The sequence below is a fragment of the Neobacillus dielmonensis genome (assembly GCF_000612665.1).
Lineage (GTDB): Bacteria > Bacillota > Bacilli > Bacillales > Cytobacillaceae > Neobacillus > Neobacillus dielmonensis.
On record NZ_HG942049.1, the window covers coordinates 1 to 15,829 of the forward strand.

At 38.0% G+C, this 15,829-nt stretch carries 15 protein-coding genes and 1 riboswitch; of the genes, 3 read left to right on the top strand and 12 right to left on the bottom strand.

The window, feature by feature from the left end; translation table 11 throughout:
• Positions 1-85: 85 nt before the first annotated feature.
• From BN2425_RS07630 to BN2425_RS07640, 3 genes are all read right to left on the bottom strand, one after another.
• Complete coding sequence (locus tag BN2425_RS07630) at positions 86-511, bottom strand: DoxX family protein (protein ID WP_042457196.1); 426 nt, start codon at positions 509-511, stop codon at positions 86-88.
• Between the two features lie 76 nt (positions 512-587).
• Positions 588-1,367, bottom strand: a complete 780-nt coding sequence (locus tag BN2425_RS07635) for a DODA-type extradiol aromatic ring-opening family dioxygenase (protein WP_042457199.1) — start codon at positions 1,365-1,367, stop codon at positions 588-590.
• 21 nt (positions 1,368-1,388) lie between these two features.
• Entirely contained in the window at positions 1,389-2,033 is a 645-nt protein-coding gene (locus tag BN2425_RS07640) for an alpha/beta hydrolase (protein ID WP_042457201.1), read from the bottom strand.
• A 182-nt stretch (positions 2,034-2,215) separates the two neighbouring features.
• Here BN2425_RS07640 and BN2425_RS07645 point away from each other — a divergent pair, with 182 nt between their 5' ends.
• On the top strand, positions 2,216-2,743 hold the full coding sequence (locus BN2425_RS07645) for a helix-turn-helix domain-containing protein (protein WP_042457202.1): 528 nt from the start codon (positions 2,216-2,218) through the stop codon (positions 2,741-2,743).
• Between the two features lie 273 nt (positions 2,744-3,016).
• Here the strand turns inward: BN2425_RS07645 and BN2425_RS07650 are convergent, their stop codons facing one another.
• Positions 3,017-4,927, bottom strand: a complete 1,911-nt coding sequence (locus tag BN2425_RS07650) for a hypothetical protein (protein ID WP_042457205.1) — start codon at positions 4,925-4,927, stop codon at positions 3,017-3,019.
• Positions 4,928-5,023: 96 nt separating this feature from the next.
• Positions 5,024-7,054 (bottom strand): beta-galactosidase, encoded by a 2,031-nt coding sequence (locus tag BN2425_RS07655; RefSeq protein ID WP_042457207.1) that lies wholly within the window; start codon positions 7,052-7,054, stop codon positions 5,024-5,026.
• A gap of 108 nt (positions 7,055-7,162) precedes the next feature.
• On the opposite strand from BN2425_RS07655, the gene BN2425_RS07660 reads away from it, so the two are divergent.
• The gene (locus BN2425_RS07660; RefSeq protein WP_042457210.1) at positions 7,163-7,990 is read left to right on the top strand and encodes an AraC family transcriptional regulator; all 828 of its coding nucleotides are present in this window, start codon (positions 7,163-7,165) and stop codon (positions 7,988-7,990) included.
• 178 nt (positions 7,991-8,168) lie between these two features.
• On the opposite strand, the gene BN2425_RS07665 is transcribed toward BN2425_RS07660, so the two are convergent.
• The 7 genes from BN2425_RS07665 to BN2425_RS07690 form a co-directional block, all read right to left on the bottom strand.
• On the bottom strand, positions 8,169-8,372 hold the full coding sequence (locus BN2425_RS07665; protein ID WP_042457212.1) for a zinc ribbon domain-containing protein: 204 nt from the start codon (positions 8,370-8,372) through the stop codon (positions 8,169-8,171).
• Between the two features lie 621 nt (positions 8,373-8,993).
• Positions 8,994-9,434, bottom strand: a complete 441-nt coding sequence (locus BN2425_RS07670) for a cell wall hydrolase (RefSeq protein WP_042457215.1) — start codon at positions 9,432-9,434, stop codon at positions 8,994-8,996.
• Between the two features lie 213 nt (positions 9,435-9,647).
• Positions 9,648-11,660 (bottom strand): glycosyl hydrolase 115 family protein, encoded by a 2,013-nt coding sequence (locus BN2425_RS07675; protein ID WP_042457218.1) that lies wholly within the window; start codon positions 11,658-11,660, stop codon positions 9,648-9,650.
• A gap of 404 nt (positions 11,661-12,064) precedes the next feature.
• Positions 12,065-12,274 (bottom strand): hypothetical protein, encoded by a 210-nt coding sequence (locus tag BN2425_RS22965; RefSeq protein ID WP_042457221.1) that lies wholly within the window; start codon positions 12,272-12,274, stop codon positions 12,065-12,067.
• Positions 12,275-12,452: 178 nt separating this feature from the next.
• Positions 12,453-12,668: a hypothetical protein gene (locus BN2425_RS07685; RefSeq protein WP_042457224.1), complete on the bottom strand. Its 216-nt coding sequence runs from the start codon at positions 12,666-12,668 to the stop codon at positions 12,453-12,455.
• A 29-nt stretch (positions 12,669-12,697) separates the two neighbouring features.
• Positions 12,698-12,781, bottom strand: a riboswitch (cyclic di-GMP riboswitch).
• 298 nt (positions 12,782-13,079) lie between these two features.
• Positions 13,080-13,202, bottom strand: a complete 123-nt coding sequence (locus BN2425_RS23320) for a hypothetical protein (RefSeq protein WP_264757801.1) — start codon at positions 13,200-13,202, stop codon at positions 13,080-13,082.
• A 219-nt stretch (positions 13,203-13,421) separates the two neighbouring features.
• A complete protein-coding gene (locus tag BN2425_RS07690) occupies positions 13,422-14,309 on the bottom strand; it encodes a glycine betaine ABC transporter substrate-binding protein (RefSeq protein WP_042457227.1) in 888 nt (295 codons plus the stop codon).
• 729 nt (positions 14,310-15,038) lie between these two features.
• Between BN2425_RS07690 and BN2425_RS07695 the strand changes: the two genes are divergently transcribed.
• Complete coding sequence (locus tag BN2425_RS07695) at positions 15,039-15,746, top strand: hypothetical protein (protein ID WP_042457230.1); 708 nt, start codon at positions 15,039-15,041, stop codon at positions 15,744-15,746.
• Positions 15,747-15,829: the final 83 nt, after the last annotated feature.

Below are 15,829 nucleotides of genomic sequence, written 5' to 3' on the forward strand. Positions count from 1 at the left end.
CCATGCTGGGCGCACGTAAAGAAAGCCAATCGAATAATTTAGATTGGCTTTTTTAGACCAGTATTACTACTAAAATATATTTATCTTAAGCAGCCTTCTTTACGTTATCTGTATTTTTCTGGCTAAACAGTTGATGAATGGATAATAACTTGCTGTCGTTCATTGTAAGATAGACAGATATCACTAAAAATGCGAGGTCCAGTTCATAGCCAGCCATTTGTCCGTTACCTAATAAACCCACAGAAAGTTTTACTTTTACGATCGCGCCAATCATTAACAATACATACAAAGCAGATACATATCTAGTAGCAAAACCAATAATTAACGCCACACCACCGATAATTTCGATTAAGGCAACTGCATAGGCCATAAAACCTGGTATTCCAATGCTGCTGAACCAGCCTACTGTATTTTCAATTCCACCCTGAAACTTTACAATCCCATGTATTAAAAATAATGCGCCTAATGTTACGCGTAATATTAATGTTCCGATTTCGTTTTTTAATTGCATTATTATTCTCTCCCTTTTAACGTTTTATCTCAAAACTAAATATTATCAAATCAAGATATATGAACTACTTAAGACATTATCCTAATTGCCAAACACTGTGACTTAGGCTTCCATATCGGAAACTACGATGGAGTAAAGTCACTTTTTGACTATTATCCGCTGCACCCAATGCATAAAAGATTGGAATAAAATGCTCTCTGCCGTATGGAGGTACTGCATATAATGCATTCGGAGCAAGTGATTCATAGTTAAATAAGGACTGCAAATCCCAGTGTTCAAGATGATAGGCTAACCAATCGTCAAATTCAAGTGCCCATGAATCAGCCTTTCCATCGTCAGACCATTTTAAGGCTCTTAAATTATGAACCGTTCCCCCACTACCAATGATTAATATATCCTTTTCCCTTAACTCCGATAGAGACTTTCCGATTTTATACTGCTCCTCAGGAGTTAGATTTGGGTTCACCGACATGGCAATAACCGGAATATCAGCGTTCGGAAAAAGCATACGCAAAACTATCCATGCTCCGTGATCAAGACCACGAGTTGTTTCATTTTCAAATGAGATACCATTTTGATTGAATAGCTCTTCTATTTCTTTTGCTATAGCGCTGCTTCCATAAGCAGGATATTTGATTTTGTATAATGATGGATCAAATCCACCGAAATCATATATGGTACTATATTGATCGACCATGCTTACCTGTTGAACATTCGATTCCCAGTGGGCTGAAAATATAACAATCGCTTTTGGACGAGGTAAGTTTTGACCCAATTGATTTAAAAATTGCGTGTACTCATTCTTTTCAATTGCAAGCGATGGTGACCCATGTGCGATAAATAATGATGGTATCATCGTTTTTCTTCCTCCCTGTTTTTATCTTTGTAAATCATTTAAAATCCAAGATTGAAAATCCTGAAGGTTTTCTTCCGATACTGTGTGCCCTACCGGATAAGAATGAAACGTCACTGGAATTCCAAGTTTAGTAAAATACTCAGCATTTTCAACTCCCCATTCATATGGAAGAGCCTGATCATATTCCCCGTGTGATATAAACAATGATAAATGATTGCCCGGGTTGATCTTGTATTCTTCCTTTACAAACTGCGGAATATAGCCACTGAGCGCTACAACACCCTTGATTTTGTTTCCAAGGGAAGCTGCTAATGTCATGGAAACAATCGCACCTTGGCTAAAGCCCAACAAGTAAATTTGCTCAGGGTCGATTGGGTAATGTTCTGATGCATAATCAATAAAGTTAGCTAATCTTTTGATACCGTCATCGAAAACTTCTCGATGCGGTTTGCCATACCCTTGGATCGTAAAGTAGGCATAACCAGGACCCTGGGACAAATGTCCCCGAATACTATAAATAAAGAAAGAATCCTCTAGACCACTAACAAGTGACAGCATATTTTGTTCATTACTTCCTATGCCATGCATCACAAATAACGCAGGATACTTTTTACCAGGTAGTGCATTTTTAGGACGACGAAGTTCATAAATCATATCCGTTTCCATTTGCAAAACCTCCTTGTATATAAACTAAGTAATAGCAAAAAATAATGTATATTATTTGTTTGTTTTCTAATACGAAATTTTGTTCTTTTATAAAATACCAAAACTAAATATGGATTGTCAACAAATTATTTGTTAATATGAAACTAAGTTCTTTATTAGTAAACATATATGAGGTGAAATAAATGGATATCGGATCTAAAATCCGTTCGATTCGAAATAGAAAAAAATTAACTATTGCACAGATGTGTGAGAAAACGGGTCTTTCGAAGGGATTTATTAGCAATATTGAAAACAACAACACGTCTCCATCCATCAGTACCTTACAAACCATCGCTGCAGTTTTAAAAGTTCCTTTACCCTATCTTCTGTTAGAAAAAGATGAACACATGACGGTAAAACGTAAAAATGAACGAGAAGTATCAACCTTCAAGGAGTCCAATTTAAAGGTGGAGCATTTAGCTTCAAGAGGAGGTTTAAGCGTTAGATTGGTGGAGTTCCCCCCTGGAGCTTCTACTGGAGGAAAAAATGCCCATGAAGGGGAAGAATGTCACGTCGTTATTAAGGGAAAAATTCTCGCAGAACAAGGAGAAGACTCTTATACCTTGGAAGAGGGAGATACTTTCAGCTGGTGTGCAAGTGTCCCTCACTACGTGAAAAATATTGGAGTGGACGTTGCCAAAGTTTTAATTGCTGTTTTTTCCGAAGAATAGTTCCTAAAAAATAAACTAAGAGGGTGTCCCAAAAGTATAACTTATAGTGGCACCCTCCGTTATTATTCCCACTCCTTTATAATCAGCAAAAAATCCAGTTAACACCAGTTCCTTAGTGACAAGGAAACTAGCTCTTTTGTAAAAAAAAGGTGGAACTGTCCTTAATAGTCCTTATAAGCAATCAATCGACCTCAAAACCGCGGGTCCGGTCGTTAATCCTCCAATCAAATTTCCAAAAGCATTTCTTTTCTCACTCCATCGCCGAGACAAAGATCAACTAATATAATTGTACATAAAATATAGTCCCCAGTCTTGATCGTTTGCCCATGGATCATAGAAACCGGCTTTTACTCCATTCACCGTGAAAGGAGTCAGTTTCGCACATGACGCACTTCCATCCGGTGAAAACAGATTTAAGACGCCTCGAAAGGAGGATTCCGCTTTTTTAGCGTATTCAAGATCCTTCGTTACTTCGGCTAAATTTTGAAAAACTCTTCCCGTTAAGGCGCTCCAATAATGCGGAAACGTATCACCATACAGTTTATTTTTGCCAAACCAGTATCCGTCCCAGTGCCGAATAGCGTTTTCGAACAGGTGATAATCGGGTTGAAGACCGTTGAAGAGGTCTAATAGTTTCACATGCTTCCTTGCTTCCTCAAGATACCTAGGATTATCCGTCAGTTTATACATTTCGAGCAAAAGAAACGCAGCAGGGGCCACAATGGATTGCTCGAAATTAACTTCTGATTTGGGATAATCGATTCCATAACCGATAATCGTCTGGATGTGTTCCTCAAAGTGGTTGAAAATTTCTTTTTTTTCCTTGGTTAGCCCCGCTTCCTCCAGTAATTGAAGAATTTCAAACATCTGCAGCTCAATAGGATAGAAATTGTTCCCCCCATGCCTGTAGTACGCCAACAATATCTTAGACATATCCTGTAAAAAACCTTTATTTTTCCATGTCAGGTATAATTCTTTAAACAAAACAGCAAACCACGAATAGTTATATAAACGGTGCCAATCATTATTTCGATGGATGTCGTTAAAGACCACACCTGTCTCCTCATCATAAAGCTCTCTTCTGATGTAATTGATATACTTCTTTAAGCTTTTCTCCATTTGCTCATTCTCATTCTCTCGCAGAAAACGGGCAAGTAATACTCCCATTCCGACCCGTTCCCTGCCGCCATTATGGTCATTTCGGTGAGAATAATAGCTGCGGTGTTCCTCATTATCATAAATGAGGTAGGCGCCATCCAATGGGCTTCCCGGCTTATGGTACTGTTGGTTATTGACAATAAATTTACATCTGCTAGCCGTAAGTTTTTTTATATCGGGAAGCACAAGAATTTTTGTTTCAGTCGTCACACCTCCAATGCTAATCGAATAAACATATTCGCCGGCAACCAGGTTCCCCTCTTTGACAATGATGCTATTATTTTCTTTCAGATAATGGATGGGCCTTCCCTCTCGCAAAACATGAATGACAGGATTTCCTAAACCCGGATGGAAGATAATCTCCAATTGGACTTCTTCTTTCTCGAACACAGTGTACTGTTCTGCTTGGATTTGGATATAGGTAGGATAGGTTTGTAGTTTTTTGTAAAAGTCCTGTTTGCCTTCGTGCCAAAATAATTCCCATTCTAACCGGTAGGTTTCTCCTGGCGCCAGATCAAATGGCGCGATATGCAGCAAAAAGTCCCCCCGGTCGTTGCTGATTAACGATAAATTACGCTCCACACTATAGGAGGTTATGCTGCCTTTTGTTAGGATCAATCCCAAATGGGGGCCTTCGCCACCCATCCGCAAACCCATCACGTAACTTACTTCCCCACCACACCAAATGTGCGCATGACATTTTTTCACGGTGCAGATCTCCGCTGATTCATAATCATCATTAAATGTCGTGTAGATGGAGGTATCACCGACTTTAGAAAAAATATCAAACCCCGTATGATTAGTAAACTCATAGACCTCCCGAAGCGTGGCTCGTTCCGTTATAGTTCTTGACACCTTTATCGCTATCCCTTCTGGTGCTTTAACGGTCCCCCAGTACTGTGTTCCTTCCACCCAATTCATTTGATGGGGATCATCCTTATGGGATAAATAGCTAATATTCATGTCTTTTGTATATTCAATATGAAAAGAACTTTCCTTTATCTCCTTGCGACCTTCTCTGCTCATATTCTACCACCTCTATCAGGAATGCTCTGTTTGCATTTCACTAAAATCCATCGATGGATTTAATAAAAAATTCAGTCCTTTTTAATGAAATAACAGTCAATTATTGCTTTTTTGTACAATCGCAAATTCATATCCTTTTAATAACAATTTGTGGTTATGCAATTCCTTCCCCCGATAGGATGAATAATTTCCAGGCAATGAAAGCTTCCGTTCGTGGGTGCTGAAGTTCATGACAAAAAGATACTTATTATCTTCACTTTCCCTTTCCCGGATCATCACATCCTGACAATGCACAATGTCCACGATCCTTTGGATTTTGTTATGCTTAACTAATTCCTGATAAAAATCAAATAAAAACTCTCCATCACTATGAAAAGCTATGTAATACGCATTTCCTTCCCCATACGCGTTTTCTGTTAAAGCAGGTAGTCCCTTGTAAAAATCACTTCCATACTTCGCCAATACCTTTGCTTGATTGGCCTTAATTAAGTCACAGTAATCAATGGCCCGATACTGTTTTTCATTCCAATTTACAATGTTATCTTCGTCATCACAAAGGGAATCCACCTCTTCTGATTCCACCCCAAAGACATCCTGAAGTCCTGCTGGCGGGTTCTCTAAGTAAACCAAATCATTTTCATTCACAAGCCCGCTATAGTATGTCATCACGACCGTTCCGCCTTTTTTCACAAACTCTCTTATTTTATTGGCGGTCTGTTCTTTAAATAAATATAAAACCGGGGCAATGACCACCTTGTAGGAGGAATAATCCCAATCCTGACTGATGATATCCACGGATACATAGTTTTTCATAAGGGCTTCATAATGTTGAAGGGCGATCTCATCAAAATTCTTGTTTTTGTTCTTGAGGCTCTTTTGTTCCAATAAAGCCATTCGGCTGTCATAATCAAAAATAAGGGCCACTTCACTTTTCGTCACCGTGTTTTTTAAATGCGATGACTGGTTTAAAAAATGGCCCACGTCACAAACATCACGGAATACTCTCGTTTCCGCACTGCCATTATGGCTAACCACAGCGCCATGGAATTTTTCATAAGCGCCTCTGCTTTTCCGCCATTGAAAATACTGAACACTGTCTGAACCACACGCCACGGCCTGAACGGCTGACAACAGATGCATCCGAGGCCGTTTTAATTTGCATACATCAGAAGCATTCACCGTGCTGGGGGTGCTTTCCATCAGCAAAAATGGCTGGCTTTTCAAACTTCTGCAAAAGTCAAATTGAAAGGCAGCCGAGATTGCTTGGCTCCAATCCGTTGATTTGTCCTTCCCACAATGCCATTTAGGGTAACTATCCCAAGAAGCGATATCGATGATTTTGTGTAACTTGTGATAGTCAATTCCACAATTTAAATGAAACATATTGGACGTGACTGGTATTTCGGGATTAAAACTTTTGACTACCTCTATCTCTTGCTTTAAAAAATCGATGCTTAAATCCGAATAAAATCGTTTATAATCCAATGCTAGTCCATGTACAGCTGTTTCTCCATGTGGCGCGGGAGATTCAATTTCATCCCAATCTGAGTAGGTGTGGCTCCAAAAGTTACTCCAATATTGCTCATTCAATGTTTCAATTGAACTGTATTTTTGCTTTAGCCATTGTCTAAAATTTTGTTGACACAATTCACAATGGCATTCCCCGTACATTTCATTGGAAATATGCCACATCACCAACCCTGGGTGATGTGCATAACGTTTAGCTAATTCTTGGTCAATTTCTTTCACTTTGCGGCGGAAGGTTAGGTTGCTATTGCACTGGTTTTCTCTTTCCCCATATAGGTGCCGCACCCGATTTCTTCTTGTTCGCATAATATCCGGATATTTCTTCACCATCCATGGCGGCTTTCCCCCACTTGGTGTCGATAATATCGTATAAATTTCATTTTCATAAAGCCAATCCATGATATCATCCAGCCATTGAAAGGTAAAAACGCCTTCTTTGGGTTCGAGACTAGACCAAGAAAACACCCCTAGTGTGACCACATTAACGTTTGCCAGTCTCATTAAACGGATATCTTCCTTCAGTATGTCTGGCCTGTCAAGCCACTGCTCAGGATTATAATCGCCCCCGTGTAACAGGTTATTTACTTTAGAATACTCCACCGCTCCAGCTCCCTTTTAAATTATCAATATATTTAAATGATACGGTTGACGAAAACCGCTTTCAATCTAATAATATTAAGTATCATATAAGGAAATTAAGGTGCAGTGATGAATAGTAGAGCGTTACCTATACTTACAGAATCGGATAAAAAGCTCCCCTACTATTGTTTAGGTGCAGGCAGTGATTGGGAGCAGGAACCTGTTAATTGCCCGAATGGTTACTTTTATCAGTTCATTTATAGTGTGAAAGGCGAAGGGGAGTTACGAACAAATGAACAAACGTTTCGGGTGGGAGAAGGAAATGCGATGCTGCTTTTTAAAGGAGTCGGGCATGAGTATTTTGCCAGAAGTTCAGCGTGGATTACCCATTGGGTGGTCTTCGATGGCCAGCTGGTGGAACATTTCTTAAAACAAACGATTGGAATTGATACCTCCTGTGTTATCCATGTGGCCAAGCCCCATGTGTTTCTATCCAACATCCATGCCCTTATAGAGATGGAAAAATCAGTTGTACCATTAAAGAGTCTCAAAAACTCTAGTCTAACGTACTCGCTGCTTTTGGATATTCTTCAATACACTTCCAGGAATCCTAATAGCAGTGTAGCAAGCCAATATTCCAGGCTGGCTTCATTGTTTTCTTATATTGAGCAGAATTATCATAAGCCGCTTGTTTTGGACGATCTCGCTGCAGTTGTGGGGATTACGCCGCAACATCTATGTTCGGTTTTCAAGAAAACGACGGATAGTAGAATTTTTCAATATATTCATTCTGTAAGAATCCAAAAAAGCAAAGAACTCTTATTGCAGAGTCCACTTTTGCCTATAAAAGAAATTGCTCAGTTGGTTGGCTTTGAGCATGTGAACTACTATTGCTCTATATTTAAGAAGCTTGAACACATCAGTCCGACCGAATATAGGAGAATGTATACAGGATGAGGACAAAAACTCAAAAATTCTATGTATCTACAAATTTCAAGGGAATATCTACAAATTCCTAGGAGATATCTACAAAATTTCAGTAACGATGTAAATCCATGCAGTTTATTACCACATGGTGGATTCACTGGAAATTCAGGGAAAGGGCTTAACAGAAGTTCGATAAGCCCCTTATATATTAGCCAAAGAATAAATCCAGGATATTGGATGTTTTAGAAGTTTGCTTATTATAAAACTCGGAATAACCACATTTTTTGCAATACACGACAACAAACGTATTATGTTGAATATCAAATATTTTTGTTATTCCGGTACCGGTCATAGCCACTTCCTTTGTTCCTGCATCCTTGCTTCCACATTTGATACAACCTTTTTCAGACATACCGTTCTCCTCCCCAATCGTAATTATTGTTTAATACGGGGATCTCCTGAAAAGGTTTCAAAGCCCATCAATGACGAAACATGAATAAAGATAAGCTCTTTTCTGGTTAGCTCTTCATATCATGATGGCAAAAAGCAGGTGAAATAATATGTTCCCACCTTATGGCTTTATGCCGGTGCCCGCTCCCAATTATGGTTCGTATTTGGGACACGGGTACCCATTATCATGGTATCATCATCATGCCCATCATTACCATCTTCCTCATCTTGCACATCATTTTCAGCCTCATAATCAACTTTTTGCCGTGCCCTTGGCGGCTCCAGTCAGGTAATTTCAGTTTCAGAAGGTTTTAGAACAGCCAAATGTTAATAAAAAGAATCGAGAACGCCATGCTGTTATCATGCAGCATGGTGGGCGTAACATAAATAAGATAGCTGCGTCGAGGATAATCATGGGATTACGTTTCTTTAGATCGCCTTTCTACAAAACTAAAGGGGAATTCTGCAAAGTCACGGACTATTCTACAAAATCATGAGTTATTCTACAAAAATACAAATTATTCTACAAATTTTGGATATTATTTCCACAAAAGTATGTAAAAAGCTTACTCCAAGAGTAAGCTTAACCGCTATAAACACTATCACATGTTCCAGCCTTTGGTTCATAAAAACAATGTTCCTTAAATTGACCTGATTGAGGTTGACCGTACCATGTTGGAGGGCATGGAGCATGTGGATTAAAATACCAAAGAGCATATTTCCCTGGGTGGTCTCTCCAATAATCCAAATTCATTTTAGCTAATCTTCTTTCGGCAGTTCTTGCTCTTTGATAAAATACATTTCCTTTTTGAACGGCTTCAAAGGAAAAATTTCCGCCTTGTACTTGAAAAATAACTTGGTTAACTGTTCTTAAGCCTTTAAAGTCTAAGCAATTGGCTACAATTCGATTTACAATCACATTTCCAACATATAGCATTCCCTGTTTTCCTTCACCCTCGGCTTCTGCTCTCATCATCCTTGCCATTAAGTCAACATCTGAAGTTCGGTAATTTACCCTTGGCATTTTTCCACCCCCAAAATATAGTATGAAATATAGCCTACATTGTGTCATTTATAATATGATGGCATAGCTAAGAAAGCTTCCAGTTTTTAAAGGAAAAAGAAATCTTTTTTTCTAGCACATGCCTCGTACAATTAAAACAAATGCATAAAGGCGAACAGTGCCTTTCGCTGTTCGCCTTTTTACTTTTACTGATTGATAGCCTCAAAAAATACATCAAACTTTGATTTCTTCCGCCTTTCTCTTTTTCATTACAGCATAGATCTCATCATCCGTCGGGTAATTCCGTACATTTGTCAGTAGCATAATTCTTCGTTCTTCCTCCGTATAAAACAGTTCTCTTTGCCAATTAAAAAATCTTGGCCCGTCACCTATTACACGTATGTAGCTCATAAGATTTTTTAATACGTACGCTGTAAACTTGCAGTTACTAAAACAATCATTTTCATGAAAGCCGTCCCAATTTTCGTATTCACTATGCCTCATTTCCGTATTAGCTGCCATGAATTTTTCAGATGCCTGGCCTGCCTTGAAAAAGGCACTCCTATAATTTTCACCTGCAAAAGCCTCATACGCCTCACAAAATGCCAATACTCCCTGTATGCAATATAGATGGATTTTTGTCTGCAAAAAGATAGTAGAATCAAACAATAACTTTTGTTTACCATCCAAGGTATTGCTTACCCGGCTGCACTTATCGTACAAATTAGTAAATGTCTTTCCTGTCACGCATGTGTTCTTGAAATATTGAACTTGCCTGTCAAACGAGACATTTCCCGCTGCCCAGGTAAATTGAGGAGAATGATTTTTATGGTCTTTCATCCATTGACTAGCTAATACTCGAACTCCGAAATTATAAAACTGCTCCCCCGCATGGTCATCCTCATGCTTACCGTATTTCACCGCACATTTGGCATATTCCGAGAAACATTCCGCAACGCCTTCTGCTTCACCGAAATACTCTGCTGCAAATTGGACAGCATGACTTTTACTCGCAATAGCATTGCCTTCCCAAATCTTTCTTACAGCATCCAAATAATAGACATGCGGACGTATATTAGAGCAATTGACAATCAAAAAGTCCCTCACACCTTTTGAAAACGCATGGTGCAGTTCATCATTGACCATATCCACAGAATTTGGAAGCATCGTCATATGGTTTGCTGCCTGTAAGTCATAAAACGAGACATGATAATAGATTCCATGACGTCCTTCGCTGTCTGGCAGTGCCGGCACTCGTAAATTGGTGTTTCCCTGTCTTCTTGAAACCATTTTTCCATAACCATTATCTGCCCAAATTTTTATGATTTCCGGATTCAAGTGAATATGGCCCTCATTGTACAACTCCATAATTTCACCATATAAATTGGTACAGCAGACGGGATCCTTTACATGTGTTTTTACCATTTCATATTGAATATTGATTAAATCGCTGATAAGGGCCCCTCTTTTTTGCGGCGTGTCATATTCGGGATCATCGGACCAAAAAGGGTAATCCCCTTGGCCGCGAAACCCCAAATTATAGATGGTGTTATGCTCTTTTTGTTCCACTATCCCCTCTTCCCATAATTGATGGAAAAGGTCAGGATATTTTTTGAAGAATGGTTCTAATTTGGGGTATGCCCTTGTAAACATTTCGGCACCCAATGGTTCTGCATGGTGATGGGTAATCCAAAGTCCCGTATCCGCTGCTTTTTGACGATATTTCCTTGAATTACGGTCGGTCCCCGGAATCACCATATTGCCCCCGCAGCGAAGCAAGGCCTCAAACGCCATATCCCAAAGTTCATCCGATTGATATTTCTCACACATATAATCGATTAAAACTTCATCATTAATGAACCAGCCTCTGTATTTGACTGCTTTTTGGGGCGATATGTATGTCTTTATTGGGATTTCCGCTATATCCATCGGTTCTATTTCTTGGTCCATCCAGAACCAAAACGGTTTTATTTTTAAAAATTTATGGCTAATAAACAGTAAGGCATAGACAAAACCCAAATCATTCGATGCTTTTATTTCCATAACGTCATGGGATAAAACATCAATTTGATATTGTTCTTGGTCAAGATTATGAACCTTAATCAGCTTTATACGATTTTCAATAGTTTCCGCATCAGTCATTCTTTTTTCGAGATCACGGGTAAAGATTCTAATCGCATGACCAATTGGTTGAGAATTTACCTCTGATAGTATTTTAGTTCCCTTATTTAAAAGAAAACCATTCATTCGTGTATCCTCCTTTTCCTTTCACACTCAATATGGTTGATTCTTTTCTAGTCTTATATTTCATTGTCTAATTTCAGTTTCCTTGCACCTATTTAGATTCGATTCGACAAGTTCCACATCCTGCTTTGATTCATAATTTAGCAGTCTTTAAGTTTGTATTTATGTATTTGAAGGTAAGCACATCCTCAGGCGCTAGGGCTGCTTCTATTTACCCTAGGCCTTATTTTTGTCTTGGTCGGGGCGTTTGGGGACGCTTTTATTTACCCCAAGCCTTGTTTTTGCACTGGTTGGGGCATTAGGTGTTAATGTTCTTAAGAATAAAAAAATGCCCCGTTATGTTAGTTGGTTTCTAACATTTACGAGACTGAGTTAACATAATATTGTTATTTAAAACAAAGAGTTAATTAATAGATATAATAGAAGATCTTTTGATACCCAAAGGGTAATACGGAAGCGACGATAACACCTATGACAATTGAAGAAGTTGAAAAAATAATGAATTTTCGAAATGATATCTCATTCCTCTTATAACCGATAAGGAACACCTTGATCATAAAAAAGATGGTAATAAATATAATAATCGCTGAAAAAACACTTGTTAAAATTACTTCCATTGAGCACCTCTTCGTAAAAAAGTTTTTCAACTAAATTTTACCATTCAACTTAGATCTTAGAAACAAGATTAATCGTTGTTAACGGGGAATTTTACAAATCAGTTCTTCCCTATTCAAATACGAAAAAAAAGACAGGGGTAGGCAATTACTAAGTTGCTTGCCCTGTCCGACACGAACCTTATTTTAAAATCCCTTTACGAAAAAAGCTCTTTTTATTGTCATACCATTCTAAGGCGACTAAAAATAACCTTCTTTCGAATAATTCTTTTTCAAAGAATTTTAAACTGTCTTCATATTTTTCTAGTACGGCTGTAACATATAATTCTACTAGATTCTCATTACTTAGTTCTTTCACATCAATGTATGTCTCTTGTTCGTAAGCTAAAGCAGTCACCCATGCACACCCCTAAAATATGTTCTATTTTAGGCAACTCAGCCGTCATAGTTTATCACCTTAGACCTGAAGCTTTGCGTCCCAATCTTTCGAATGGTTTGCCTTTTTCTATTTTTAGAAATTTATATATTTAAATTATATTACATTTTATTAAAATAATTGTAACAAAAAATACACTTTTAGCAACAAAAAATTTCACTTCATTTAAAAAGTGTAAATCACTTTTCTTACCAATATATTGCAAGTGAGTTGACAATAAAATTAATTATTTTGCTTACTTCGCGTTCACCTTTTCTCTCCAATAATTTCAACTATCCTTCCTTAGGATTGCTACTGGATTCGATCCTATTAAATTTACAGTCTCACATCCTTGTGATTCCATAAACGGGGTGGTTTCTTCAATATTAAAAATCATAAGCCCCAGCTGAACCATGCCTCAGATCTTAAGTTTTCTATTGCCGATTTTAGTTTTGATTGTGGATTGGGTTTCATTAAGATTGCATCTGCAATAAACTCAAAACAATCATCCATCATTCCCACCATCCTTTTACTTCCAGTTTATCTACTAGCAAGCAATAAAATGCAAATTATCATGTAAACTTTATTAACACTGTTCATAAGTAAATCCAAATTTTTAATTGCACTGAATTCATCTCTTGTCCACTTAGCCAAGCAGAAAGTTCGGGCAGTTTTCCAGCAAAATAGAAAAGATAGCTGATTGTGCTTCTAGCTATCTTTTCAAGTGATTATATATTATTCTTTCAGATCTTCAATTGAATCAATATCCATGTATGCTGGTACGACTAATCCCTGGTGAGTACCAGTAAGATTTGGGCCCAGGTCTTCAAACTTCCCTTTGTATTTGTTGTAATAGTCAGCGTGAGTTGTAGGCAGCGCTGCACCTACCATTGCATCAGCGCTTCCGTCTGCTATCCCAGTCCACATAGGACCTGCATCAACCTGAATTAATTTTACCTTATATCCTACACTTTCAAGCACATTCGCTACAACATTTGAGCTGGCAATCATATCATCCCATGACACATAGAGCATTTTTAGTTCTTCACCGTCAACCTTGTTGATCCCTTCAGTCCAAGTACTTACTAACTCTTTATTTTCCTTTACCCACTCCGTTGCTGCAACAGCTGGTTCCTTTCCACTTTCCATTAAATCCATCACTTTTTCCATATCTTTTGGCTTCCAGTGAAATTGATCAAGCAACTTATAAGCATCGGGATGTTTTTCCTTTAAACCCAGGCGAACAACCGTGTTAATCTCTTCATCTCCACCATAAATCCCTTTTGGGTCTTCTAGGTATTTTAGATCAAATTTAGAAAACATCCAGTGCGGGTTCCAGCCTGTTACAATGATTGGCTCTTTCTTGTCATATGCTCTTTTCAGAGTGGCTGTCATGGCAGCGGTTGAACCTTCCACTACTTCCCAGTCATCGAGTCCGTATTGAGGCAGGACCTTATTGATTGTTAACTTCATTTCTCCTGCACCAGGATCGATCCCGATGATCTTGTGGTCTACCTGTTCACCTATACTGCCAGATGAACTTCCTGTTCTCTCTCCTCCACAGGCTGTCAATCCAAACGTTAGTGCTACCGCTGAAGTGATTCCAACCAATCTTTTTAACATTTACATAATTCCCCCTTGTTTTTTCTTTTTGATCCATTGCGTTTCTCGCAACAGATGCCGTAAACTCCCGAACAGGACTTCTTTTCATCAACGACATAAGTACTCGAGATTCCTAGTTCTCTCATGATTTGAAGTGCTACTCTCGGCCATTTTCCATACAAAATGTTTACCTGTTTTTATGCGATGGCCTGCAGTTAGAACTTTGGAAAAAGCAACATCCTCTACGAATCTCTCAACATTGTCGTTTTACGGTTCATTTTCCATTTCCCTTTGTCACATCCGTACTCAATTTACTTGACCTATTCACCTCCTTTGTCGGTATCGCAATTGTTAGACTGTAGTGTTCCACTTACTCTGCACATTTTAAAACGTGACCTTCACATTGTATCTATATATGGTTAACAATGGCAAAATTGGAAACTAGGGAAATTCATCCATAAAGTACGTACAGAAAAAACTTATAGCAATAAATTTACCGTATCCTTACAATTCCTATGGAATCCTTCCGTATCCTCCCGATTTGCAACTTTTTTACTAATAGAGATTTAGATAGTCTAATCAAGGACACGAATTGAAAATCGGGGTGTTGCGACTGCATGATCAGATGAACATTTTAAGGTAAGTTGTGAATAGATAATGATGATAGAAAGTGAATTAGGGATTAAAAAGGAGAGGAGGCTGTATTAAATGTTATAATTTGAATAAATTTATATTTTACAGGGAGTAAGTATGGAATTAGACCTAATTAAAGCCGATTTACAGCATACATATAAAGAACTGCGAGAACAGGGATTTGATTCTAAAGAATCATTTAATAAAATCTTAATCAAAATAGAACACCAGATTAATCATCTGACCCTTTCCATCATCAATAAGAAAACATCTTCTATGACACTTGAAGATCTAAAAAAACTTACATCCATAGTTTATAAGAATGTTGGTGAATGGGTACAAGCACCAAAAGTGATATTTAGCGATTTGTTACCCTCAGTGCTTTATGATTATCCTAGGGAAAATGGAAATAATCCGTTTAACATTGAATGCAATGATAAATATTTTATTAGTGCAAATGGCCTTTCTTACTCCTATTCAAAATATCTATCAGAATCTGAAATTTTTCATGATTGTGAGATCTATAGAAAGATACCAATGGGATATAAAGTATTATGTTCTTATGAGAAAATGGTGTTCATAAAGAATGGAGAAATGATAAAGAGCCTTGAGGAGATCCCAGAACAAGTCGAAGGAGATCATTATACAATTCTAACAACATCAGAGTACCTTGGTATCCGTGGTTATCAAAACGCCCCGGATTTAAGTTTAGTGGATATATCTGATTACTCAGGAGTTAAACATTGGGCCATTTGCTTGTCAAAACAAGATAATAAGGGTATTTATCTTGTTTGCAAAAATAATGCCAACATTAATTGGCATTAAAATTTTTCATATTCTGCTGACGCGGGCAAGAGTTCAACAAGGAGTTGCGAAGGCAACTCTTTTTTTATTGAACAAAACCACCA

What these genes read in the sequence shown, in the direction of transcription:
- BN2425_RS07645 (WP_042457202.1), top strand. Translation starts at nt 2,216, where the DNA reads ATGGATATCGGATCTAAAATCCGTTCGATTCGAAATAGAAAAAAATTA.
- BN2425_RS07675 (WP_042457218.1), bottom strand. Translation starts at nt 11,660, where the DNA reads ATGAATGGTTTTCTTTTAAATAAGGGAACTAAAATACTATCAGAGGTA.
- BN2425_RS07665 (WP_042457212.1), bottom strand. Translation starts at nt 8,372, where the DNA reads ATGTCTGAAAAAGGTTGTATCAAATGTGGAAGCAAGGATGCAGGAACA.
- BN2425_RS07630 (WP_042457196.1), bottom strand. Translation starts at nt 511, where the DNA reads ATGCAATTAAAAAACGAAATCGGAACATTAATATTACGCGTAACATTA.
- BN2425_RS07640 (WP_042457201.1), bottom strand. Translation starts at nt 2,033, where the DNA reads ATGGAAACGGATATGATTTATGAACTTCGTCGTCCTAAAAATGCACTA.
- BN2425_RS07690 (WP_042457227.1), bottom strand. Translation starts at nt 14,309, where the DNA reads ATGTTAAAAAGATTGGTTGGAATCACTTCAGCGGTAGCACTAACGTTT.
- BN2425_RS07670 (WP_042457215.1), bottom strand. Translation starts at nt 9,434, where the DNA reads ATGCCAAGGGTAAATTACCGAACTTCAGATGTTGACTTAATGGCAAGG.
- BN2425_RS07650 (WP_042457205.1), bottom strand. Translation starts at nt 4,927, where the DNA reads ATGAGCAGAGAAGGTCGCAAGGAGATAAAGGAAAGTTCTTTTCATATT.
- BN2425_RS07695 (WP_042457230.1), top strand. Translation starts at nt 15,039, where the DNA reads ATGGAATTAGACCTAATTAAAGCCGATTTACAGCATACATATAAAGAA.
- BN2425_RS22965 (WP_042457221.1), bottom strand. Translation starts at nt 12,274, where the DNA reads ATGGAAGTAATTTTAACAAGTGTTTTTTCAGCGATTATTATATTTATT.
- BN2425_RS07660 (WP_042457210.1), top strand. Translation starts at nt 7,163, where the DNA reads ATGAATAGTAGAGCGTTACCTATACTTACAGAATCGGATAAAAAGCTC.
- BN2425_RS07635 (WP_042457199.1), bottom strand. Translation starts at nt 1,367, where the DNA reads ATGATACCATCATTATTTATCGCACATGGGTCACCATCGCTTGCAATT.
- BN2425_RS23320 (WP_264757801.1), bottom strand. Translation starts at nt 13,202, where the DNA reads ATGATGGATGATTGTTTTGAGTTTATTGCAGATGCAATCTTAATGAAA.